19 protein-coding genes are annotated in these 20,910 nt (G+C 74.0%); 12 read left to right on the forward strand and 7 right to left on the reverse strand.

Going from position 1 to position 20,910, the window contains the following annotated elements; genetic code table 11:
• The first annotated feature begins 152 nt into the window (after positions 1-152).
• Positions 153-1,559, forward strand: coding sequence for a dihydrolipoamide acetyltransferase family protein (locus ACYC1Z_RS07395; protein WP_461408883.1), 1,407 nt, complete (start codon positions 153-155; stop codon positions 1,557-1,559).
• Between the two features lie 166 nt (positions 1,560-1,725).
• Entirely contained in the window at positions 1,726-2,967 is a 1,242-nt protein-coding gene (locus ACYC1Z_RS07400) for a lanthionine synthetase LanC family protein (protein ID WP_461408884.1), read from the forward strand.
• A 22-nt stretch (positions 2,968-2,989) separates the two neighbouring features.
• Here ACYC1Z_RS07400 and ACYC1Z_RS07405 read toward each other — a convergent pair whose 3' ends face one another.
• Complete coding sequence (locus ACYC1Z_RS07405) at positions 2,990-4,201, reverse strand: variant leucine-rich repeat-containing protein (RefSeq protein WP_461408885.1); 1,212 nt, start codon at positions 4,199-4,201, stop codon at positions 2,990-2,992.
• A 90-nt stretch (positions 4,202-4,291) separates the two neighbouring features.
• On the opposite strand from ACYC1Z_RS07405, the gene ACYC1Z_RS07410 reads away from it, so the two are divergent.
• Together ACYC1Z_RS07410 and ACYC1Z_RS07415 are read left to right on the forward strand one after the other, a co-directional pair.
• A complete protein-coding gene (locus ACYC1Z_RS07410; protein ID WP_461408886.1) occupies positions 4,292-4,969 on the forward strand; it encodes an LmeA family phospholipid-binding protein in 678 nt (225 codons plus the stop codon).
• A 230-nt stretch (positions 4,970-5,199) separates the two neighbouring features.
• Positions 5,200-6,852 (forward strand): methyl-accepting chemotaxis protein, encoded by a 1,653-nt coding sequence (locus tag ACYC1Z_RS07415; RefSeq protein ID WP_461408887.1) that lies wholly within the window; start codon positions 5,200-5,202, stop codon positions 6,850-6,852.
• Between the two features lie 352 nt (positions 6,853-7,204).
• On the opposite strand, the gene ACYC1Z_RS07420 is transcribed toward ACYC1Z_RS07415, so the two are convergent.
• Positions 7,205-9,310 carry a cytochrome c oxidase assembly protein gene (locus ACYC1Z_RS07420; protein WP_461408888.1) on the reverse strand — a complete coding sequence of 702 codons (2,106 nt, stop codon included), beginning with the start codon at positions 9,308-9,310 and terminating at the stop codon, positions 7,205-7,207.
• A gap of 126 nt (positions 9,311-9,436) precedes the next feature.
• Between ACYC1Z_RS07420 and ACYC1Z_RS07425 the strand changes: the two genes are divergently transcribed.
• The 7 genes from ACYC1Z_RS07425 (at position 9,437) to aroD (ending at position 15,648) form a co-directional block, all read left to right on the forward strand.
• Entirely contained in the window at positions 9,437-10,441 is a 1,005-nt protein-coding gene (locus ACYC1Z_RS07425; RefSeq protein ID WP_461408889.1) for an AAA family ATPase, read from the forward strand.
• Positions 10,441-11,334, forward strand: coding sequence for a DUF58 domain-containing protein (locus tag ACYC1Z_RS07430; protein ID WP_461408890.1), 894 nt, complete (start codon positions 10,441-10,443; stop codon positions 11,332-11,334). The genes ACYC1Z_RS07425 and ACYC1Z_RS07430 overlap by 1 nt, the downstream gene beginning before the upstream one ends.
• Positions 11,321-11,770 carry a hypothetical protein gene (locus ACYC1Z_RS07435; protein WP_461408891.1) on the forward strand — a complete coding sequence of 150 codons (450 nt, stop codon included), beginning with the start codon at positions 11,321-11,323 and terminating at the stop codon, positions 11,768-11,770. Before ACYC1Z_RS07430 ends, ACYC1Z_RS07435 begins: the two co-directional genes overlap by 14 nt.
• Positions 11,767-12,777: a vWA domain-containing protein gene (locus ACYC1Z_RS07440; protein WP_461408892.1), complete on the forward strand. Its 1,011-nt coding sequence runs from the start codon at positions 11,767-11,769 to the stop codon at positions 12,775-12,777. The genes ACYC1Z_RS07435 and ACYC1Z_RS07440 overlap by 4 nt, the downstream gene beginning before the upstream one ends.
• Positions 12,774-13,805, forward strand: a complete 1,032-nt coding sequence (locus ACYC1Z_RS07445; RefSeq protein WP_461408893.1) for a vWA domain-containing protein — start codon at positions 12,774-12,776, stop codon at positions 13,803-13,805. Before ACYC1Z_RS07440 ends, ACYC1Z_RS07445 begins: the two co-directional genes overlap by 4 nt.
• Complete coding sequence (locus tag ACYC1Z_RS07450) at positions 13,802-14,734, forward strand: hypothetical protein (protein WP_461408894.1); 933 nt, start codon at positions 13,802-13,804, stop codon at positions 14,732-14,734. The genes ACYC1Z_RS07445 and ACYC1Z_RS07450 overlap by 4 nt, the downstream gene beginning before the upstream one ends.
• Before the next feature lie 134 nt (positions 14,735-14,868).
• Positions 14,869-15,648 (forward strand): type I 3-dehydroquinate dehydratase, encoded by a 780-nt coding sequence (gene aroD, locus ACYC1Z_RS07455; RefSeq protein WP_461408895.1) that lies wholly within the window; start codon positions 14,869-14,871, stop codon positions 15,646-15,648.
• Positions 15,649-15,754: 106 nt separating this feature from the next.
• Here aroD and ACYC1Z_RS07460 read toward each other — a convergent pair whose 3' ends face one another.
• The gene (locus ACYC1Z_RS07460; RefSeq protein ID WP_461408896.1) at positions 15,755-16,378 is read right to left on the reverse strand and encodes a TetR/AcrR family transcriptional regulator; all 624 of its coding nucleotides are present in this window, start codon (positions 16,376-16,378) and stop codon (positions 15,755-15,757) included.
• A 228-nt stretch (positions 16,379-16,606) separates the two neighbouring features.
• Between ACYC1Z_RS07460 and ACYC1Z_RS07465 the strand changes: the two genes are divergently transcribed.
• Positions 16,607-17,629 (forward strand): variant leucine-rich repeat-containing protein, encoded by a 1,023-nt coding sequence (locus ACYC1Z_RS07465; RefSeq protein WP_461408897.1) that lies wholly within the window; start codon positions 16,607-16,609, stop codon positions 17,627-17,629.
• Positions 17,630-17,704: 75 nt separating this feature from the next.
• On the opposite strand, the gene ACYC1Z_RS07470 is transcribed toward ACYC1Z_RS07465, so the two are convergent.
• From ACYC1Z_RS07470 to ACYC1Z_RS07485, 4 genes are all read right to left on the reverse strand, one after another.
• Positions 17,705-18,133, reverse strand: coding sequence for a (deoxy)nucleoside triphosphate pyrophosphohydrolase (locus tag ACYC1Z_RS07470; protein WP_461408898.1), 429 nt, complete (start codon positions 18,131-18,133; stop codon positions 17,705-17,707).
• 104 nt (positions 18,134-18,237) lie between these two features.
• Positions 18,238-19,323, reverse strand: a complete 1,086-nt coding sequence (locus ACYC1Z_RS07475) for a tellurite resistance/C4-dicarboxylate transporter family protein (protein ID WP_461408899.1) — start codon at positions 19,321-19,323, stop codon at positions 18,238-18,240.
• A gap of 114 nt (positions 19,324-19,437) precedes the next feature.
• Complete coding sequence (locus ACYC1Z_RS07480; protein ID WP_461408900.1) at positions 19,438-20,556, reverse strand: transglutaminase family protein; 1,119 nt, start codon at positions 20,554-20,556, stop codon at positions 19,438-19,440.
• Positions 20,553-20,910, reverse strand: a 358-nt coding sequence (locus ACYC1Z_RS07485; RefSeq protein ID WP_461408901.1) for an alpha-E domain-containing protein, incomplete at its 5' end; no start/stop codon positions are given. The genes ACYC1Z_RS07485 and ACYC1Z_RS07480, both read right to left, overlap by 4 nt.

The following is a 20,910-nucleotide window of genomic DNA, read 5'->3' on the forward strand; positions in this document are numbered from 1 at the left end:
ACCCGGCGAACACCCACGAGGACGAGTACCTGCCCAACCTCGACCGGGTCCTCGACGCCGTCGAGCGGTCCCTCGCCTACTGACGCCGGGCGGCGCCGTCGACCCACGACGCCGGCCGGCGCCACGCCACACCACCGCACCCAAGGAGCAACGTGCCGAACTACCAGCAGTTCCGTCTGCCGGACGTGGGCGAAGGCCTCACCGAGGCCGATCTCGTGACCTGGCACGTCGCGGTCGGCGACACCGTCGGCGTGAACCAGATGCTGTGCGAGATCGAGACCGCCAAGTCCGTGGTCGAGCTGCCCAGCCCCTACGCCGGTGTGGTGCACGAGCTGCTCGTGGCGGAGGGGGCCACCGTCGACGTCGGGACGCCGATCATCAGCGTCGACACCGACCCGGGCGGAGCTTCGCCGGCCGGCGGCGACGCCGCGGCGGGCGCACCGGGCCCGGGCGCGGACGCGGGCGCGGCGACGGACCGGGCCGAGGGCTCGGGCAGCGTCCTGGTCGGCTACGGCACCACCCCGGGCGTCGCGGGGCGCCGGCCCCGCCGGTCCACGGCGGCCGTGCCGGCAGCCACCCCCGCCGCGCCGGCGCCGCCCGCCGCGCCGGCAGTCCCCCCCGCTGCGCCCGCCGCGCCGGCCGCGGCTCGCGGTGCCCGCGTCCTGGCCAAGCCGCCCGTGCGCAAGCTCGCGAAGGACCTCGGCATCGACCTCGCCTCCGTCGTCGGCACCGGTCCGGGCGGCCTCGTCACCCGCGATGACGTGCAGGCCAAGCACGTGGAGACGGAGCCGCGGGGCCTGGCCACCTACCCCGGCGACGAGGACCCCTGGCTCACAGGCGGCACCGTCTCCGCGGACGGACGCCAGACCCGTGTCCCCGCGAGGTCCGTCCGCAAGCGCACCGCCGAGGCGATGGTGCACTCTGCCTTCACCGCCCCGCACGTCACCGTCTTCCACACCGTGGACGTCACGAAGACGATGCGCCTCGTCGAGCGGCTCAAGGCCGACCGGGAGTTCGCCGACGTGCGCGTCACCCCGCTGCTGATCACGATGAAGGCGCTGGTGCTCGCGGTGCGTCGCAACCCCGAGGTCAACGCCGCCTGGGACGACGCCGCCAAGGAGATCGTCTACAAGCACTACATCAACCTGGGTATCGCCGCCGCCACGCCCCGCGGCCTGATGGTCCCCAACATCAAGGACGCGCACCGGCTCAGCCTGCACGAGCTCGCCGGTGAGCTCGCCGCCCTCACGGCCGGCGCCCGGTCCGGCAAGGTGGCGCCGCAGGACATGGCGGACGGGACCATCACCATCACCAACGTGGGGGTGTTCGGCATCGACACGGGCACCCCGATCCTCAATCCCGGCGAGTCGGCGATCCTGGCCTTCGGTGCCATCACGCAGCGTCCGTGGGTGCACCACGGCAAGATCAAGCCCCGCTGGGTCACCCAGCTCGCGCTCTCCTTCGACCACCGCCTGGTCGACGGCGCACTCGGCAGCAAGGTCCTCGCGGACGTCGCGAAGGTGCTGGAGGACCCTGCCCAGGCGATCGTCTGGCGTTGACACCGGCCCGGTGGCCGGACCGGCACGGCCCGGTGGCCGGCCCCGCGCGGTTGCCGCGAGTCATCGCGCCGGGCCCAGGTGGTGGCGAACGCCGTCCGATAGGTAACGTCAGCAGCAACAGTTGCCGTGCGGAGCAGGTGGGCGGGTAGGGCGGAGGGGGTGATCCATGGACGACGTCTCGCCACCGGTCTCGCTGCGGCAGCGTCGGGAAGCCCGTGCGGCCGCCCAGCTGGCCTCCGACGCGGCGCTCGCGGCCAACGCCGCCCAGGCCCACCAGGGCCGGCTCGTCGACCCGACCGAGTTCCGCGCCGGCGTCCCCGTCTCGCTGGACGAGCAGACGTACCCCTTCCTCCGGAGCCAGCTCGTCAACGCGATCCTGGACTCCGCGACTCCCGAGCGCACCGACCGACTCTTCCCGGGGGACCCGCAGCAGCTGCTGCGACCGCACGGCGGGGTCAGTTTCGGGTCCGGCGCCGCCGGCGTGCTGTGGACGCTCGCCGAGGTCGATGCCGACGTCCCGGCCGAGCTGGTGAACTGGCTCGAGTGGTCGGCCCTGCGCGCGCAGGATCTGGGCCCCGGGCTCGTCGACGGGCTGGGCGGCATCGCCCTCAGCCTCGACCGTCTCGGCCGGTCGCGCTCCGCCGCCCGGCTGTGGAAGCGGGTCGAGGACGCCCCCCTCGAGCGGCTGGGCGCCTCGCTGGCGGACGGCCTGCCCGGGGTGGGACTCGCCCTGCTCGAGCGCAGCCGGTTCACCGACGCCGACCGGCTCATGGACCGGGTGGGTCACGTGACGGTCGAGCTGGTCGCGCGCCTGCGGCACGGGCGCGCCCGGCGCGGGCCCGGGCTGCTGCGCGGCGGCGCGGGGGCCGCGCTCTTCCTCCTGCACGTCTACGAGCTCACGGGCGACGACGACCTCCTCCCCACCATCGAGCACGCCCTGCGCAGCGACCTCGCCCTGCTCGGCTGGGCGGGTATCGCGCAACCGGGACGCAGCGAGCTCTGGCGCACCCGCCCCTCGCTCGCGACGGGTAGCGCCGGCGTGGCCGTCGTGCTCCACGAGGCGATGGACTACTTCGACGCCCCCTGGATGTACAAGGCCCGCGAGGCCATCGCGCAGGCGTGCGACCAGCACGCCACCGCCCACCCGGGCCTCTTCCACGGCTGGGCGGGGACGATGGTGGCGCTGCAGTACCTGCGCTCGCGGGCCTGGGACCCGACCGCGGACCGCCGGGCCGCGGTGCAGCACCAGCTCGCCCGGCTCAGCCACCCGGCCGTGCACGGCCGCATCCCGTTCCTCGGGGTCGACGCCGAATGGTCCTCCGCGGACCTCAGCACCGGCGCGGCCGGCGTCCTGCTCGCCTTCGACGTGCTGATCGACAAGCGGGCCCGGATGCCGCTGCTCTGGTGAGTCCCGGGCCCGCGTGGGTCGGTCAGAAGAGGGCGAACTGTGCGCGGGCGAGGGAGAACCCTCGGCCGGTGAGCGTGCTCCAGCAGCTCACCCCGTCGCGCTCGCTGGTGCACGCGAAGTACCCCGACGTCGTCGACGTCCCGTAGCCGAGCGTCGCCGCCGACCGGGCCGCCGGCGCCGCGCAGTCCACCCGCGCCTCCCCGCCGAGCGGGACGACGATCGTGACGGGTCCGTCCACGCACTCCGGCGGGTTGGAAAAGGCGCGCTCGTCGATGGTGCAGGTCGTGGCGACCACGCCGAGCACGCACACGATGTTGCCGGACGGGCTGGAGAAGTCGGCGAGGTCCTGCGCGTCGGCAGGTGCCGCCCGGACGGGCTCGACCCACCGCGGCGCCTCCCGCAGGGTCGTGACCAGCGCCGGCGGCGTCTGCGCGCCCGCGAGCAGGGCGTTGTTCACCTGGACGGCGTGGGCCGGTCCGCACGAGGTCTGCAGGCCGGTGAGTGCGGCGATGACGTCGTCGTCGGCGCCCGCCACGCTCCACGCGCCCGCCACGGACGCGGCGACCCCGAACTCGGTGAAGACGCGCGCGTCGGTGCTCGGGTCGGTGCACGTGGACGACTGGGCGAGACCCGCCAGCGCCGCCTGCGCCGCGGCGACGCCGTCCGGCGTCCCGGTCGTGGATGGCTCCTCGGTGGCGGTCTCGCCCGCCGGGCTGGTCGCGTCCGGTGCGGCGGAGTCCTGCCCGCCGCGCGTGGTGAGCATCGCCACGAGGGCGATGACGAGCGCCAGCACCACGAGCCCGCCGACCCCGAGGACCGCTGCGCGGCGACGGTCGTTCCCGGCCGGCCGGTCCGTGGCGGACCGCCGGCCGGCGGGAGCCGGGCGCGCCGGTGGGACCGCGCTGGGCGGGGCAGCGTGCGCGCGCGGCGCCGTCGGGGCGGCGGCAGGCCGGATGACCGGTGGATGCACCTCGGTGGGGGCCTCGTCGGGTGCGACGACGGGTGTGGGGACGTCGGCCGGGGCCCCGGCCCCACGCGTGCGCAGCGCGGCGTCGACCTCGGGGACCCCGAGCTCACCCAACCAACCCAGCAGTGCCGGGTACGTGGATGGGTTGGCGGCGATGACCGGCCGGAGCTCCGGGTGGTCCCTGGCCAGGAGCTGGAGGGTGGTCAGGGGCGTGGCGGGATCCGCGGCCCGTCGGGCCAGCTCGTCGTCCCGCTCCGCCACACCCACCAGCTCCTCCTCCGGAATGTCCCGACCTTACACAGACTCGGCCGGATCGAGCCCGGCGCGATGAGTCACCGGTCGCATACGGTGTCCACTGTGCGTCGTGCCGTCCCCCTGCTCATCGTCCTCCTCGTCCTCGTGGCGGTCGGCGCCGTGGCGGCCGACCGGTACCTCCTCGCCCGCGCCGAGCAGGAGATCGCCACCCGGGTCGGTGCCGTCCTCCACACCACCGGGAAGCCGGACGTGACGATCGGCGGGTTCCCCTTCCTCCCCCAGGTCCTGACCGGCGAGATCGGCGACGCCGACGCCCACGCGGCGGACGCCGTCGTCGAGGGGTTGCGCCTCGACGACGTCGACGTCTCCGCCCGGGAGATCACGCTCGGTGACCCGGTCCTCGTCGGCGAGCTCGACCTCTCGGCCACGATGGCCGACGCCGCGCTCGAACAGCTCCTCCACGAGCAGATGCCCGCGCTCGCGCTGCGCGTGACGACGACGCGCGACGGCGTCGTCCTCGCCACCGAGCTGTTCGGCCTGCCGCTGACGATCACCGCCGTCCCCACGGTGATCGACGGCGCCCTCGCGATCGGCCTCGACGCGCTCACCCTGGCCGGCGCGACGGTCGACGCCCGCGTGCTCCCCGCCTTCCTCGAGGCGGCGGACGCGCTCACCGTCGAGCTGCCGGCCCTGCCCCCCGGGCTCGAGATCGTCGGGGTGGAGCCGCGGACGGGCGGGGTCCGCCTCCTGGTGGCGGGGAAGGACGTGGCGCTCGGGTAGCCCGGGCGGGCCGGGAACTTCGCCCGCGAACCACCACGGCCACTCCGCCGGGAATCACCGGCCACGCCCCGATCCACCGGTGGATCGCGGCTGCGCCGCCCGGGAGGTGGGCTCCTCCGCTTGCGAGAGGTGCAGCACATTTCGAGGAGTAACACATCAACGGCGAAGTATTCGGCCGATAGGGAGGTGGACAACGTCAGGCAGATCGTTCCTCCGACAGGGAGTACTTCATGGCCATCGCCGCTGACACCGGTGTCCGCCCGGCCCGAACCTCCGCCCGGCGCCGTAGCCTTGCGACCACGTTCGCCGACCGGTCGATCCGCACCAAACTGCTCGCGCTCGTCACCGTAGCCACACTGACCACGCTCGTGCTCGGCGGGATCGCCCTGCAGTCCCTGGGCAACCTGCGCACGACGACGAGCCAGATGGTCGAGACGCAGTCTCAGCTGAACACGTCCCTGGCGACCCTGAAGGACGGCGTGTGGAACATGCGCAACAGGGTCTCCATGCTCGGCAGCTACGTCGGTGGCGACGTCTCGGCACCCGTCGAGGCCGTGCGCGCGGCCAACCTGCAGCTGGACGCCGCGGTCACCGACTTCGGGGAGCGCTTCACGGCCGCGACCGGGCGCGAGCCGACCAATCTTGCGGAGTTCACCGAGGCACTCAATGGCTACCGGGAGATCTTCGACACCGGGATGGTGCCCGCCGCCGAGGCTGGTGACCGTGCCGGCTACCAGTTCGCCGACGAGGAGGTGACACCCATCGGCGCGAGAATGGTGGACAACCTGACTGCGGTGAACGACGAGACCGGCGCGTACCAGCGCCGGCTGGCCGACGAAGCGGATGCCACTGCCGAGCGAGGCATCGTCGCGATCGGGGTGTCGGCCATAGTGGGCACGCTGCTGGCCCTCACCTTCGGCCTGACCATCGCCAACGTCGTGCGTCGCCCGATCGCGCGGGTGCAGCGCTCGCTGGAGGCCATGGCGGAGGGCGACCTCACCGTCGGCGCCGACGTGACCTCCGCGGACGAGCTCGGCCGGATGGCATCTGCGCTGGGCCGGGCCCAGGCGGGTCTGCGCGAGACGATCGCCAACGTGGTGACCACGTCCGAGACGGTGGCCAGTGCAGCGGAGGAGCTGTCGGCGTCGTCGTCGCAGATCTCCACGACGTCGGAGGAGACGTCGGCGCAGGCCGGCGTGGTCGCGGCAGCGGCGGAGCAGATCTCGCAGAACGTCCAGACGGTGGCTGCCGGGGCGGAGCAGATGGGTGCGTCCATCCGCGAGATCGCACACAACGTCACGGAGGCGGCCAAGGTCACCGACCACGCCACGCAGGTCGCGGCGGGGACCAACGAGACGGTCGCCAAGCTCGGGACCAGCTCCCAGGAGATCGGCAACGTCATCAAGGCGATCACCTCCATCGCCGAGCAGACGAACCTGCTCGCCCTGAACGCCACCATCGAGGCGGCCCGGGCCGGGGAGGCCGGCAAGGGCTTCGCGGTGGTCGCCTCCGAGGTCAAGGAACTGGCACAGGGATCCGCCAAGGCAGCGGAGGACATCGCCGGACGCATCGAGGCGATCCAGAACGACGCGGCCGGAGCCGTGGGCGCGATCGGCGAGATCTCCTCGATCATCACCGCAATCAACGACTTCCAGACCACGATCGCGTCCGCGGTGGAGGAGCAGACCGCCACCACGAACGAGATGACGCGCAACGTCACCGAGGCCGCCACGGGTTCAGGGGAGATCGCGGCGAACATCACCGGCGTGGCCTCTGCGGCCCGGACGACCACACAGGTCGTCGGGCAGCAGAGCGACGCAGTGGCCGAGCTCGCGCGCATGGCCACCGACCTGCGCCGGCACGCCGCCCGGTTCGTGTACTGACCCAAGGGGGCGGCGGGGTGCGAGGCCTCACCCGCCCGCACCGACCGGCGGTCTTCGAGCCTGCCGACGTCCGTCATCGACGGCCGGCCTGGTCACCCTGCCGGGCTGCGCGCTCCACAGCCAGAACGGCCTGGCCAGCGCCTTCCCCGCCGGTGCCCGGCGGGGAAGATCTACCGCGACCGGGTCGGTGTGCCGCGGCGGCGTCGTCCTGCGCGTCATCAGCCGCAGGCACGAGTCGCGGGTCACCGCCGTCGTCGATGAGCTCCCGCCGGATTACGGCCGAGGAGAGGAAGCGAACGCCAGGCTCTTCTCGATCACTGACCGGCCCCGGAGCCCGCACGATCAGGGGTCGCTAGCGCGAGTGCTCGGACCGGTCGGCGCGCTCGGCGAGCATCGCGTTGTAGGCCCGGAGGTCGGCGTCCTGGTCGCGGTCGGCCTTGCGGTCCTCACGGCGTGCGGTGCGGTCGTCGGCCCGAGCCCAGCTGATCGCCACCCCGACGGCGAGCGCGAGCGTGGGGAACTCCCCGATGCCCCAGGTGATCGCGCCGCCCTTCTCCTGGTCCGCGAGGGCGTCCACGCCCCCGCCCCAGCTGAGCCCCAGCCAGCCGAAGTGGTCCGCCGCCAGCAGCGACGTCATCTGGATGATCGACAGGCCGAAGAACGCGTGGAAGGCCATCGTCGCGAAGAGCAGGACCAGGCGCAGGGGGTACGCCGGGCGCGGTGGGCCGGGGTCGATCCCGATGAGGACGTTGGCGAACAGGTAGCCCGCAAGGGTGAAGTGGACCGTCATCAGCAGGTGGCCGACGTGCGTGGTGACGGCGCCCTCGAACAGCGGTGTGTAGTAGAAGACGACCATCGAACCGGCGAAGTTGACGGCCGCGATGATCGGGTGGGAGAAGAACCCGGCCCAGCGGGAGTGCACCAGCGCCAGGAGCCACTCGCGCGGGCCGCGGGTGCCGTCGACCCGGCCCGGCAGCGCGCGCAGCGCGAGGGTGACGGGGGCACCGAGCACCAGGAAGATCGGGACGACCATCACCAGGAGCATGTGCTGGATCATGTGGGCGCTGAACAGCAGCCGGCCGTAGACCATCGCCCCGCCGTTGGTCACCCAGAAGAACAGCAGGAACCCGGCGATCCAGGCCGCCGTCCGCGGGAGGGACCACGTGTCGCCCCGCCGGCGCAGCCGCACCACCCACCGCACGTACACCAGCACGGCGGCGACGGCGACCAACAGCGTGAGCGGGTCCGGGCGCCACTGCGTGAGGTAGGTGAGCGCCGTCGGGAACGGCGGCTCGGGGTAACCGGTGAGGAGGTAGACCGGGCTCGCGTCGGTGACCGGGTCCTGCGGCACCGGTGGCGCGGACGAGCCGAGCGCGACACCGACACCGGTCACGGCACCCATGACCAGCACCTCGACGCCCGCGAGCCGCCAGAACGCGGCACCCGGCGCCGCCGGTTCGCCGGGGGCGGTGGTGCCGGCCGGGCGCCCCGGAGCACTCCCCGGCGACAGGCGTGCCCGGATCGCCGGGATCGTCACCTCGCGGTGCGCCCAGCCCGCCAGGCCGAGACCCGTGGTGAGCACGATCTTGATCAGGAGCAGTTGGCCGTAGGGGTGGGTGAGCAGGTCGAGCGGGGAGTCGAGACGGATCCACGCGTTGGCGACGCCGGCGGCCGCGACGATGAGGAATGCCCACAGCGCCAGGCGGGAGTACCGCTGAACGACGTCGGGCAGGTCGCTGCCCAGCCGACCGGCGACGAGGCAGAGCACGACGAGCCCACCGACCCAGAGGGCGATCCCGCCGACGTGCAGCCACCAGGAGGAGACGGCGAGCTCGTGGCTCGCGGCGCCCGCGGCGTGGCCGGTGAGCGAGACGGGGAAGATCGCGAGGACGGCGAGGACGGTCGTCCAGGCGGCCGAGGTGTAGGAGCCGACGGCGGCGGCTACGACGGCGACCAGTGCGGTGAGGCCGGTGGCCCACAGCAGGTACCGGCCCAGCTCGATGTCGGTGACGAACTGGGCGAGCTGGGCGCCGTAGCCCGGGCCGCCGACGCCCGCCCCGATGATGGCGGCGTGGGTGAGGACGAGGTGGGCGAGCTGGGCGAGGGCCCAGACGACGGCGGCGACACCACCGATCCGGGCGGCCAGGATCCAGGCGGCGCCGTCGGTCCGGGGCCGGCCGGGTCGCGGCCGACGGGCCGGGTTCGATCCCGCCGGCGCCGGGAGGACGAGCGCGCACAGGGCGAAGGCACCGGTGGTGACGGCGGCGCCGGCGTGCGTGAGCAGCGTCGCCGTCGGCAGCCCCCACCGCACGAGCGGGCCCGGGTCGAACAGGGCCGACGGCCGCACCGCACCGGTGAGGAGGAGTGCCCCCGCCATCGCGAGCAGCGCGATCGGGAGGGAACCGAGCGCGTACCACCAGGTGCGGGACCGGGTGCGTGTCGGCAGCGTGGTCGTCACCCGTTCAGGGTATGCGGTGGATCCGGGGGCCCGGCACCCGCGCCGGGCACGATCACCAGCCCGGTGTGGCACCGGCGCCGTTGGCATAGTCTCGCTGGTGCCACCCGCATCCGAGCCAGGAGAACGATGAGCACTGCGGCACAGGTCCAGACCCTCGACGACCGCGACCTCGCCCGGGCCACCGAGCTGATCGAGCGGGTACGGGCCATCTTCGCGCAACGGGTGGTGGGTCAGGGCGGCCTGCGCACCGCGCTCGTCTCCACCCTGATCGCCGGCGGCCACGTGCTGCTGGAGTCCGTCCCCGGCCTGGCGAAGACCACCGCCGCGCACACCCTGGCCGGCGCCGTCTCGGGCACCTTCCACCGCATCCAGTGCACGCCGGACCTGATGCCCAACGACATCGTGGGCACCCAGATCTTCAACTATGCCACCGGCGAGTTCACCACCCAGCTCGGCCCCGTGCACGCCAACGTCGTCCTCCTCGACGAGATCAACCGGTCCTCCGCCAAGACGCAGTCGGCGATGCTCGAGGCCATGCAGGAGCGGCAGACCTCCATCGGCGGCGAGGTCTACCCGTTGCCGAGCCCGTTCATGGTGCTCGCCACGCAGAACCCCATCGAGGAGGAGGGCACCTACGTCCTCCCCGAGGCCCAGATGGACAGGTTCCTCATGAAGGAGGTGCTCACCTACCCCACGCCCGCCGAGGAGGTCGACATCCTCGAACGGACCTCCACCGGGGCGCTGACCGGCTCGCCGGCCCGCGAGCCGATCAACCTGGACGACGTCCACTTCCTCCAGGGCGCCGCGCTGCGCGTCTATGTGGACCGGTCGGTCAAGGAGTACGTCGTCGCCCTGGTCAACACCACCCGCGGCGGCGGGCCCCGGCCGCTGCCCGACCTCGCCCAGCACGTGCGCGTGGGTGCCTCCCCCCGTGGCGCCATCGCGCTCATGCGGGTCGCGCAGGCACTGGCCCTGCAGGAGGGCCGCACCTACGTGGTGCCCGACGACGTCAAGCGGCTGCGTCATCCGGTGCTGCGCCACCGCCTCGTCCGCACCTACGACGCGCTGGCGAACAACGTGGCCCCGGAGGCCCTGATCGATGCCGTCTTCCAGGCCGTCCCCGCACCCTGATGGGCCTGGACCCCACCTCCCGCCTGGCCAAGGTGCGGGCCCGGCTCGACCTGCCGCGGGTGCGGCGGGCCGCCGGCCTCCTGGACGGGCGGCACCGGTCGATCTTCACCGGCCACGGACAGGACTTCGACGACCAGGTCGAGTACCGACCCGGCGACGACGTGAAGGACATCGACTGGAAGTCCTCCGCCCGCGCCGGGCTGCCGATCATCCGCCGGTTCGTGCGCGAATCGAACCTCACCCTGGTGCTGGCGGTGGACACCGGCCGGAACATGGCGGCCACCGCCCCCTCGGGCCGGCCCAAGTCCGAGGTTGCCCAGCTCGCCGCCGACGTCGTCGCCTACCTGGCCCGCGCCCGGGGGGACCTGGTGGCGCTCGTCGCCGGCGACGCCGGGCGGATGACGCAGGTCCCCGGCCGGGGCGGCACCGAGCACCTGGAGATGCTGCTGCGCGTGGTCGAGGGTGCGATGAGGCGCGACGCGCCGCCGTCGGACCTCGGACGCGTCCTGGAGCGCGTCCTGTCCTGGCACGTCCGGCGCGCGCTCGTCGTCGTCCTCACCGACGAGGCCCGGCCCGGCCCGGAGCACGAGGACGTCCTGCGCCGGCTGCGCACCCGCCACGAGGTCCTCGTCATCGGCGTCGCCGACGCCCTGCCCACCACCCCCGGCATCGGGCCGACCGCGGATGTCGCGGACGCGGCCCGGCTGCCGGCCATGCTCCGGGCGGACCTCGGGCTCCACGAGGAGGCGCTCGCCGCCGTGGCGGCCCGCCGCACCGCCGTCACCGCCGTGCTGCGCCGGCGCGGCGTCCAGCACGTCGTCGTGTCCGGCGAGGACGACGTCGTCGACGGGCTCATCGACCTGCTGGGGAGGCAGCGACATGCCCGGCGCTGACCGGCTCCCCCCGGAGGCGTACGCGTGGTGGGTGCCCGCCCTCGGCGTTGCCCTGCTGACCCTCGTGGCGGCGTGGTACCTGTTCGTGCGCTGGTACACGGGGCCGCGCCGGGACCGTGCGCCGCAGGGTGTGGCGGTGACGGTGCGGCAGCGCTACGCCGCCGAGGTGCAGGGGCACCTGGCCCGCTACGACGCCGGCGAGTACGACCTGCGCGCGCTCCACCTGGCCCTGTCCGCCACCATGCGCGCCTTCGCCTCCGCACGGATCGGCACCGACGTGCGTGCCTGGACCCGCGGCGACATCGCCGGCCACGACCCCACCCGCCGGATCGGGCACCTCCTGGCACTCTGGGAGGAGCCGAGCTTCGCGAGCCGGTCCGACGCCGTGGCCGCCACCTCCGCCGCGCGCGCCCGGGAGGTGATCCAGACGTGGTGACGCCGTGGCTGGTGCCCGTGGTGCTGGGGCTCGTCGTGGTCGCGGCCCTCGCGGGCTGGCTGCGTGGTCGGGAGAAGCCGGACGATGCCGTCACCCCGGTGGCGAACTCGGCGTACGTGCGCTCGCTGCCGGGCTACGGCCGGCGCCTCCGGACGCTGCGGATCGGGCTCGCGGTGGCAGCGGCGGCGCTGTCCGTCACGGCGCTCGCGACGGCGTCGCTCACCGCCCGACCGGTGGACCGGGACGTCCGCTCGCAGATCCTGGCGACGCGCGACATCGTCCTGTGCCTGGACGTCTCGGGCTCCATGATCGAGCTGGACTCCGAGATCGTGGCGACCTTCTCCGAGCTGGTCGACTCCTTCGAGGGGGAGCGCATCGCCCTGAACGTCTGGAACAACACCACCCGCACGGTCTTCCCCCTCACGGACGACTACGGCCTCGTCAAGGAGGAGCTCGACGCCGCCGCGCAGGTGCTCGACTTCGACCTCGACGCCTGGCTGTACGACGCCGTGGCGCTGGCGGACCTCGAGCAGTTCCTCACGGGCACCGTGTCGCTCGCCGCCAGCGCGTCCTCGCTGGTCGGTGACGGCCTGGCCACGTGCGCGCTGGCGTTCGACGACGCCGAGTCCGAGCGGGCGCGGTCGATCGTCCTGGCCACCGACAACCTCGTGCTCGGCACCCCCGTGTACTCCCTGCCGGAGGCGGCCGCGCTGGCGGCGGGGCGGGACATCACGGTCCACGGGCTGTACGCCTCGCTCAGCGACCTCGACTCCGGCGTGGCGCGGCGCCAGATGGAGGAGACCGTCACCGCGGGCGGGGGGCTGTTCTTCGAGGCGGACGACCCGGCCGCCGTCGAGAGCATCATCGCCGAGATCAGCGCCCACGAGGCGGTCGAGCTGGAGGCCCAGGACGAGGTGGTCCTGACCGACCGGCCCGACCGGTGGTTCGGCTGGCTGGTGGGCTCGCTCGCCGTCGGGCTCGTGGTGGCGTGGCGGGCGCGCGCATGATCCTGAGGCTGGTGTGGCCGGCGTGGGCGCTCGCGGTGGTGGTCGTCCCGCTCCTGGTGCTCTGCGCGCTGGGCTGGTGGCAGGCACGGGGGTCGGGCGAGGGTCCCGGAGGGGAGTGGGTGCGCCGGGCCGCGATGGTGGCCTGCGTGGCGGTCATCGGGCTCGCGCCGGCCGTCCCGGACGAGACGAGGACGCTGGAGACCAACGTGGAGGTGTTCTTCGTCGTCGACCGCACCGGGTCCATGGCGGCCGAGGACTACGACGGCGCCCGCCCGCGCCTGGACGGGGTCCGCCACGACATCGACGCCGTCATGGACGCCGTCCCGGGCGGCCGCTACTCCGTCATCGCGTTCGACTCCCAGGCCTCGCGCCAGCTCCCGCTGACCACCGACGCGCGGGCGGTGCGGACCTGGGCCGAGACGATGCGCCAGGAGGTCACGGCGTACTCCGCGGGCTCCTCGATCGACCGGCCCCACGCCGCGCTCACCCGGGCCGTCACCGGCGCGGCCGGCCGCAACCCCAGCAGCGTCCGCCTCGTGTTCTTCCTCTCCGACGGCGAGGACACCGACGGCGACGACGCCGCGGCGGGCGCCGAGACCACCAGCGTCGCGCCGCTCGCGCCCCTGGTCGACGGCGGCGCCGTGCTGGGCTACGGCACCGCGGCGGGCGGCCGGATGCGTTCGTATGCCGGGACGGCGGACTCCGGTGCCGGATCCGCCGCCCCGTACATCACCGACGACTCGCAGCCGGGCTCGCCGCCGGCCGTGTCCGTCATCGACGAGGCGAACCTGCGCAGCGTGGCGCAGCAGCTCGAGGTGCCCTATGTGCACCGGACCGGGCCGACGGCGCTGGACGGTCTCCTCGACGGCATCGACGTCACGGCGATCGCGTCGGACGGGCGCCGCGATGTCAGCACCTACCGGGACGTCTACTGGCCGGCCGCCGCGCTCCTGGCCGTGCTGGTCGCCTGGGAGGCGTACGACCAGGCGGTCCGGTGGCGGCGCCTGCGGTCGGTGGCGGCAGCATGAGCGTGCGCACCACACCGCCGGTGGACCCGTCGGGACGTCGGGACGGCCCGCGCCCCGCGGGGTACCAGGACGGACCGCGTCCCGCGGGGCGCCGGGCGGGCGTGCTCAGCCCGAGCGGGCGGCGCTGGCTGGCATGGTCGGCCCCTGCGGTGCTCCTGGCGCTGCTCGCCGCCGCCGTGCTGCTGGGCGTGACGTTCGGCAACACCTTCGCGCGGGCGGCCTACGACGGCGGCCGGCCGGGCGAGGCGGCCCAGCGGTACGCGTACCAGAAGCCGTTCACCCCGGTGGCGGTCGAGCCCTGGAAAGCGTGGTTCAACACGGGCACCGCGCAGTTGCGCGCGGGGGAGCACTTCGTCGCGTCCGAGGAGCTCGGCGAGGCCCTCGGACGCGTGCCCGCCGGCACGACCGGCGCCGACGGCGAACCGGACCCGGGTGCGCCCGAGTGCCGGGTGCGCAACAACCTGTCCCTCGCGCTGGAGGGCCTGGGGGACGAGGCGGCGGCCGCCGGCGACGACGCGATGGCACTGGCCTACTACGAGGACGCGATGGACGCGATCGGCGCGTGCACCTCGGACGGCGAGTCCGCGACGCGGACCCCGCCGGGGCCCGTCGAGACGCAGCCGGACGAGGCCGAGGCCCGCCAGCGGGACAAGGCCGACAGCGCCGACCAGGGGGCCGCGCCGCGGCCCGAGGCACCGCCCCAACCGGACGCGCCCGCCGACCCGCCCGGACAGGACCAGGACCCCGCGCCGGAGCCGGGGGCACCGACCGACGGACCGGGCGACGCCGAGCAACCGGGGGCGGACCAGGAGACCCCCACGGATCCGCGGCTGCGCGAGCTCGAGGAGCGGAACCGCTCCGCCGAGCAGGACCGGCAGGAGCAGGAGCAGCGTTCGGGCGGCGGCCTCGGCGGCGGCCAGAACTGGTAGCGGACGGGGCGTCGTCGGTGCCCGGGCGACGGGCGCCGTCCTCGGACGACGGGCGGGCCGGACGGCGTCGGCACCGGCCGGGCGGCATGATGGTCCGTGGGCGGCGACCGGCCGCCGGTCACAAGGAGCGTGCGATGTCCCCTGCAGTCACGGTCCGCGGCGTCACCCTGGGCGCAGGGATGCCCAAGGTGATCGTGCCGCTGACGGGACGCACCCGGCGGGACCTCGCCACCCAGGCGGAGGTCCTGGTCCGGCTGCCCGCGGGGGAGCGTCCGGATCTGGTCGAGTGGCGGGCCGACCACTTCGCGGACGTGGCCGACGCCGATGCCGTGCGCGCGGTCTGCGGCGAGCTCGCGGCCACGCTCGGCGACATCCCGCTCCTCTTCACCTTCCGGACCGCTCGGGAGGGCGGGGCCCGGGCGATCACCGACGACGACTACGCGTCGCTCAACCTCGCCGTGGCCGAGTCGGGCTCGGCCGACCTCGTCGACGTCGAGCTGGCGACGGTGGACGTCGCCGGTCTCGTCGCACGGCTCCGCGCTGCCGGCGTCACGGTGGTGGTCTCCAGCCACGACTTCGAGGCGACGCCACCGGCCGAGGTGATCGTGGACCGGCTCCGCCGGATTCGGCGCCTCGGCGCCGACCTCCCCAAGGTCGCGGTCATGCCCCGATCACCCGCGGATGTCCTCGTGCTGCTCGCGGCGACGTGGACGGCCTCGCAGGAGTCGGACCGCCCGATCATCACGATGGCGATGGGGGCGGATGGCGTCGTCTCCCGGATCGCGGGCGAGATCTTCGGGTCCGCCGCCACGTTCGCCATGGTGGGGGAGTCCTCCGCGCCCGGACAGGTGCCGCTGCCCGCGCTGCGTGCGAGCCTCGCGCTCGTCCACGCGGCCCGGGAGCGGACCGGTTAGGGTCGCCACCTTCGCGGACCAGGGCCGGTGGGTGCGGCGACCCGCTGCGGACGGCGTCGTCGTGGCGGGCAGCCTCGTGGCCGTCGAGCCGCGGCGGGCGTACGCCTCAGGCGACCTCGACGGCCCGCACGGGCGCGGCGTCGGGGACGCCGACCGCCCGGAGGACGAACAGCTCTGTCGAGGCGACGAACTCCTCCCGCTCGGGCGCCCCGCGCGGGACGCTGCGCCCGCTCAGGCAGGCGTGGACGAGGTGGACGACGGCGTCGACGTTCTGCTCGGGGATGTCACCGGCCTCGATTGCGTCGGCCAGGATCGTCCGCAGCACCTGCTCGACCTGCCCCACGTGCTCACGCAGACCGGCGAGTGCCTCGCGCGACACGACGGCGCGCAGGTCCGGGCCGGGGGCCACGTGGTAGGCGGGTCCGAGGCCGATCTGCTCGCGAACGTAGACGCGCAGTTGCTCCACCGGCGCGTCGACCTCGGCGATGGCGGCCTCGAGACGGCGGACGTACTCGGACGTCTGGTTCTCGATGTAGGCCAGGAGCAGCGACTCCTTGTCGGGGAAGTGGTTGTAGATGGCCGTGCGGCCGATGCCGGCGCCGGCGGCGATGTCCGCCAGGGAGATCGCGTCGAAGCCACGCTTGCGCATCAGCGTCGCGAGCGCGTCGAAGAGTGCGGTGCGGGTGCGTTCGCGGTGCTCGGCGAGCGACTTTCCGATGATCTTGGGCACGAGTACAGATCATGCCACTTACTGACGAACTACGTCGAATCGTCTTAAAAAGTGCATACCGTGCTGCAGGGCGTGGACGTGCGGCGTCTGCTGCGTGCGCCGGTGCCTGGCAGGCCGGGGTCCACGATCTCGCGGGGTGTGGCCCGGCATGTCGGCTGTCGTGCTCCTCTACGCTCGACCTGAGCGGGCCGGTTCGATCGTGACGGTCGGGGAACGAGGGAGACAACCGTGTCGGAGCAGTTCTCGGCCTACGAGGCCAGCCAGCCGGGCACCGACCCGGGCACCCTCGCTCGGATCGTCGAGGCCCGGCCCGACCTCCGCCCGCTCGTCGCCGCGAACCCGGCCGCCCCGCAACCGGTGCTCGACCGGCTCGCCGCGTTCGGCGACGTCGCCGTCGATGCCGCGCTCGCCCGCCGGGCCGGCGCCGCCGTGGGCTGGGGCACGACCCCGGGTGCGCCCCAGGGCCCGCCGGTCACCCCTTACGGGAGCGGGGACCCCTATGCGTCGCCGAACCCGTTCGCCGTGCCCGGATCTCAGACGCCGCCCCGTGGCTACGCCCAGCCTGGTGGATACGCCCAGCCGGGTGGCTATGCCCAGCCGGGTGGCTATGCCCAGCCGGGTGGCTATGCCCAGCCGGGTGGCTATGCCCAGCCCGGTGGCTATCCGGCCGGCGGCTACGCACCCGCTCCCGGCGGCTACGCACCCGGCCCGGGCGGGCATGCAGGCGGGGCCGGCCCGTACATGCCCGGTCCGTACGGACCGGGTTCCGATCCCTACGGGCCCAGCCCCTACACGAACAACCCGTACGGTCCCGGTCGCTACACGAACGACCCGTACGGTCCATCGGGTCAGTACGGGGCGCCCTCGCGGAAGAGCAGCCGCGCCGTCGTCTGGATCGTGCTGGTTGCCGTGGTGCTGATCGCCGTGGCGATCGCCGGCGCAGTCATCGGGTTGCGCTCCGTCGGCGACGTCCTTCCGCCAGAGCCGTTGGGCCGCACCATCACCTCCGGCACGGACGCCGGTCTCGACCGGCTGTGGGAGGCGTGCGAGGCGGGCGATGCCTGCAACGACCTGTACGTCCAGGCCTCGCTCGGGTCCGAGTACGAGCAGTTCGGTGACACGCGCGGCAACGGGGAACCGACCGGCTCGCTGTGCGAAGACCGGTTCCCGCTGAGCGGCCTGGCCCGCTGGGTGGCCTGGCCCGCTGGGTGGCCTGGCCCGCTGGGTGGCCTGGCCCGCTGGGTGGCCTGACCTGCTGGGTGGCCTGACCTGCTGGGTGGCCTGGCCCGCTGGGTGGCCTGGCCCGCCGAGCGATACGCGCCCGGCTCAGACGTGGACGGTGCGCAGCGCGCGAACGATCGGCCGGTCCGGGTCCAGCCAGTCGAGGTCCTCGAGGGCATCCTGGGTCACCCAGCGCAGTTCGGAGTGGTCTTCGAGCGGTTCGGGGTCACCGTCGGTGAGCTCCGCGAGCCACACCCGCATGGTGCGGCCCTCAAGGATCGACCAGTCGCCGTCGACCGGTCCGGGCAGGACGGCGCCCAGGCGGACCTGGATCCCGAGTTCTTCGGCGAGCTCACGGTGCAGCGCCTCCTCGGGCGTCTCGTCCGGCTCGACCTTCCCGCCCGGCAGCTCCCAGCGGCCGGCCAGCGCGGCCGGCGCCGACCGTCGGGCGCACAGCGTGCGGGTCGGGCGTTCGAGGGAGTCGACGATGGCGGCGGCGACCACGAGGCGGCTGGGTGTCGTGAGGTCGGGCACCCGCCGAGCCTAGGGGAGGACGGGCGCGGGCGTCCTGCGCCAGATCCGCCCCGCACGTGTGCGCACCCGCGGGGCCCGGCATCCGAGCGGGTGTCCCGAAACGGTCAGGGGACCACCGGGCGGCCCCGGCCGCTCAGCACCGTGCGCCACAGGTGCACCGCCATCGCGACGAAGACCAGGCACCACACCGCGAACGCGAACCACAGCTCGATGGCGCCGATCGCCCCCACCAGGGGGAGGTCGTCGGCGGTGCCGAGGTAGATCCCGGCGACGGCGTACATCCCCAGCGGGAAGACGATGCTCCAGAGCGTCGCCTCGTAGCGCAGCGGAACCCGGTGGCGCACGTGGCGCCACCAGCCGGCCGCCAGCAGCGGCGGGATGAGCCACGTGGCGAACGCCCAGAAGACCACCGACAGTCCTGCGACGAGTCCGCGGGTGGCGTTGGCCATGGGGGCGTCCGCCATCTCCACGATCCGGGCACCGGCGAGCACGGTGATGGCGCAGGCGCCCATGGCCACCCAGTACGGCGGGGTGAGCTCCTCCGGGCGGAACTCGTAGAGCATCATCCGCAGCGCAACGGTGACTCCGGCGGCGGCGTACAGGAAGACCCCGACGGACCAGGAGACGACGGCGAGCACTGCGAGCCAGCCGTTCATCCCGCCGGACCCGGGCTGCAGGGAGGCCGAAGCCACCGCCACGGACTGGCTCGCCACCACCCAGATGAACCAGGTGCCGTTGGCGGTGGCGAGCACCGGACGGGTGCTCCGGCCCAGCACTGCCGTCCACGGCACCACGTAGCCCAGCACCAGCCAGGCCAGGCCGGCCACGACGAGCAGGGCGGCGGTGACGTCGCGATAGCCGTCCATCCCCACGCGCACACCGAGGACGTTCGCGCCGGCGATGAAGGTGAAGAACCCGAACGCCCGCCGGGCATCGAGGAGCTCCTCGTGCAGCTCCGCCCGGTAGCGGGCCAGTCGCACCAGGGTCAGCGCGACGAGCAGCACGAATGCGATGGCGCAGATCCACGCGAGCAGGGTCGAGAGCATCTCGAACCCCTCGAGGCGCATCCCGACGGAGATGATGCCGCTGCCCATGACGAGCGCGAAGTAGCCGGGGGCGAGGGTGCGCACGGCCTGGGCGGTCCGGTCGCCGAGTCCTGCGCGCCGGAGACCCGCCGTCGTCGTCTCCATTGTCCGAGGCTAGCGTGCGGCGTGCCCACTTGGGCGTGCCGACCGTGCGGCGTGCCCACTTGGGCGTGCCGACCGTGCGGCGTGCCCACCCCGGCGCGGTGGCAGTGCCGCTGACTATCCGGCGCCGCCGGGAGCCGGTGCTGCCGGCTCGCTCACGCCGGACTCGGCGGTCGCGCGAAGCCGACGCAGCTCCGAGTTGCTCACCGGCTCGATCCGCAGCTCCGTCACCAGGCTCGACCCCGCCCCCGGCGTGTAGACGATGCCCTGCAGCGGGGGGGCGTCACCGAGATCGCGGCCCCATGCCAGCGCGATGTACCGCCCGTCGACGAACCGGGCGTTGGCCGGGTCGAGGTGGATCCAGCCGCCGCCGGGGACCCACACACCGGCCCAGGCGTGCGTCGTCCCGACCCCACGGTGCGACGCCGTCGCCGATGCAGCGCTCGCGGCCGTCGCACCCTCGCGCGCCGCGTCGTCGCCCGCATCGCCGTTGCCCGGTGTACCGCCGCGCGCCTCGTCGCCGCCCGGCGCGTCGTCGTCGGCCTCCCCGACGACGTAGCCCGAGACGTACCGGGCCGCCAGGCCCATGGACCGCAGGCAGGCCACCATGAGGTGCGCCAGGTCCGCTGAGCACCCGGTGCGCCGCGCGAGCGTGACGGCCGGCCGGCCGGTGGGGGCGGCGTCGCCGTCGTAGGTGTGATCCGCGGCGATGCGACGGGCGAGGTCGAGGGCCGCGCCGACGAGCGCCTTCCCCGGCCGGAACGAGCCCATCGCGTACTCCCGGACGGCGTCGTCGGGCGCGGCGAGCTCGGAGGCGAGCGCCGACTCCGTGATGGCCAGGACGGACGAGGGCCCCTCGCCCTGCCCACCTTGCCCGGTGGCGCGCATCGAGCTGACCGAGGCGACCACCAGCTCCCACGGCACGGACGGTGTGCCGGTCGGGTCCGGGCGCCGCCGCGTGACGCTGACCAGCGACGTCGCCATCACGGTCAGGCAGGAGTGCTCCTGCGTCACGTGGAAGTAGCTCACGGTGTTGCCGTGCAGGTCCTGGTGCTCGCCGGTCTCCTCCGGCTCCGGGGTGACGGTGAGTGTGGCCTCGTGGACGCGCTGGCCGTGCCCGTCCCGCGGCAGCAGCATCGCGCGGCCGTAGGAGCTGCGCACGACCTCCGGGTAGGTGTACGTCCACAGGTGCCGCACGCGGTAATGGCGCGCCTGGTCCCCGCGCTTCGAGCTCACCGGACCCCGCCGTCCGGCCACCGGCTCGCGGTGGGTCGGGCGAAGCGCACCCGTTCGACGTCGGTCGAGAGCGCCCGCAGGCGCCACCGGATCGAGTCCAGCGCCTGGCCCAGCATGACGAATCCCCCGTCCCCGAGATCGGCACGCCCGGCGTCGGGGCCCCTGCGCCGGATGGCGAGCTCGGTCAGCACGTCATCGATCTCGCCGAGCAGCTGCCCGGCGTCCCCGGGCGCCGCGGGCAGGGCGTCGAGGTGCTCCCCGAGACGGCGCACCTGAAAGGCCAGGGCTCGCGGGTTCGCCTCGTCCAGGAGCAGCAGCTCCAGGGCCGGGCCCGGCCCGCCGGTGCCGTACCGG

It is taken from the genome of Georgenia sp., from assembly GCF_054605595.1.

Bases quoted from the DNA above. Each gene is read 5' to 3' on its own strand.
- ACYC1Z_RS07400 (WP_461408884.1), top strand. From the start codon at position 1,726: ATGGACGACGTCTCGCCACCGGTCTCGCTGCGGCAGCGTCGGGAAGCC.
- ACYC1Z_RS07415 (WP_461408887.1), top strand. From the start codon at position 5,200: ATGGCCATCGCCGCTGACACCGGTGTCCGCCCGGCCCGAACCTCCGCC.
- ACYC1Z_RS07425 (WP_461408889.1), top strand. From the start codon at position 9,437: ATGAGCACTGCGGCACAGGTCCAGACCCTCGACGACCGCGACCTCGCC.
- ACYC1Z_RS07430 (WP_461408890.1), top strand. From the start codon at position 10,441: ATGGGCCTGGACCCCACCTCCCGCCTGGCCAAGGTGCGGGCCCGGCTC.
- ACYC1Z_RS07435 (WP_461408891.1), top strand. From the start codon at position 11,321: ATGCCCGGCGCTGACCGGCTCCCCCCGGAGGCGTACGCGTGGTGGGTG.
- ACYC1Z_RS07445 (WP_461408893.1), top strand. From the start codon at position 12,774: ATGATCCTGAGGCTGGTGTGGCCGGCGTGGGCGCTCGCGGTGGTGGTC.
- ACYC1Z_RS07450 (WP_461408894.1), top strand. From the start codon at position 13,802: ATGAGCGTGCGCACCACACCGCCGGTGGACCCGTCGGGACGTCGGGAC.
- aroD (WP_461408895.1), top strand. From the start codon at position 14,869: ATGTCCCCTGCAGTCACGGTCCGCGGCGTCACCCTGGGCGCAGGGATG.
- ACYC1Z_RS07475 (WP_461408899.1), bottom strand. From the start codon at position 19,323: ATGGAGACGACGACGGCGGGTCTCCGGCGCGCAGGACTCGGCGACCGG.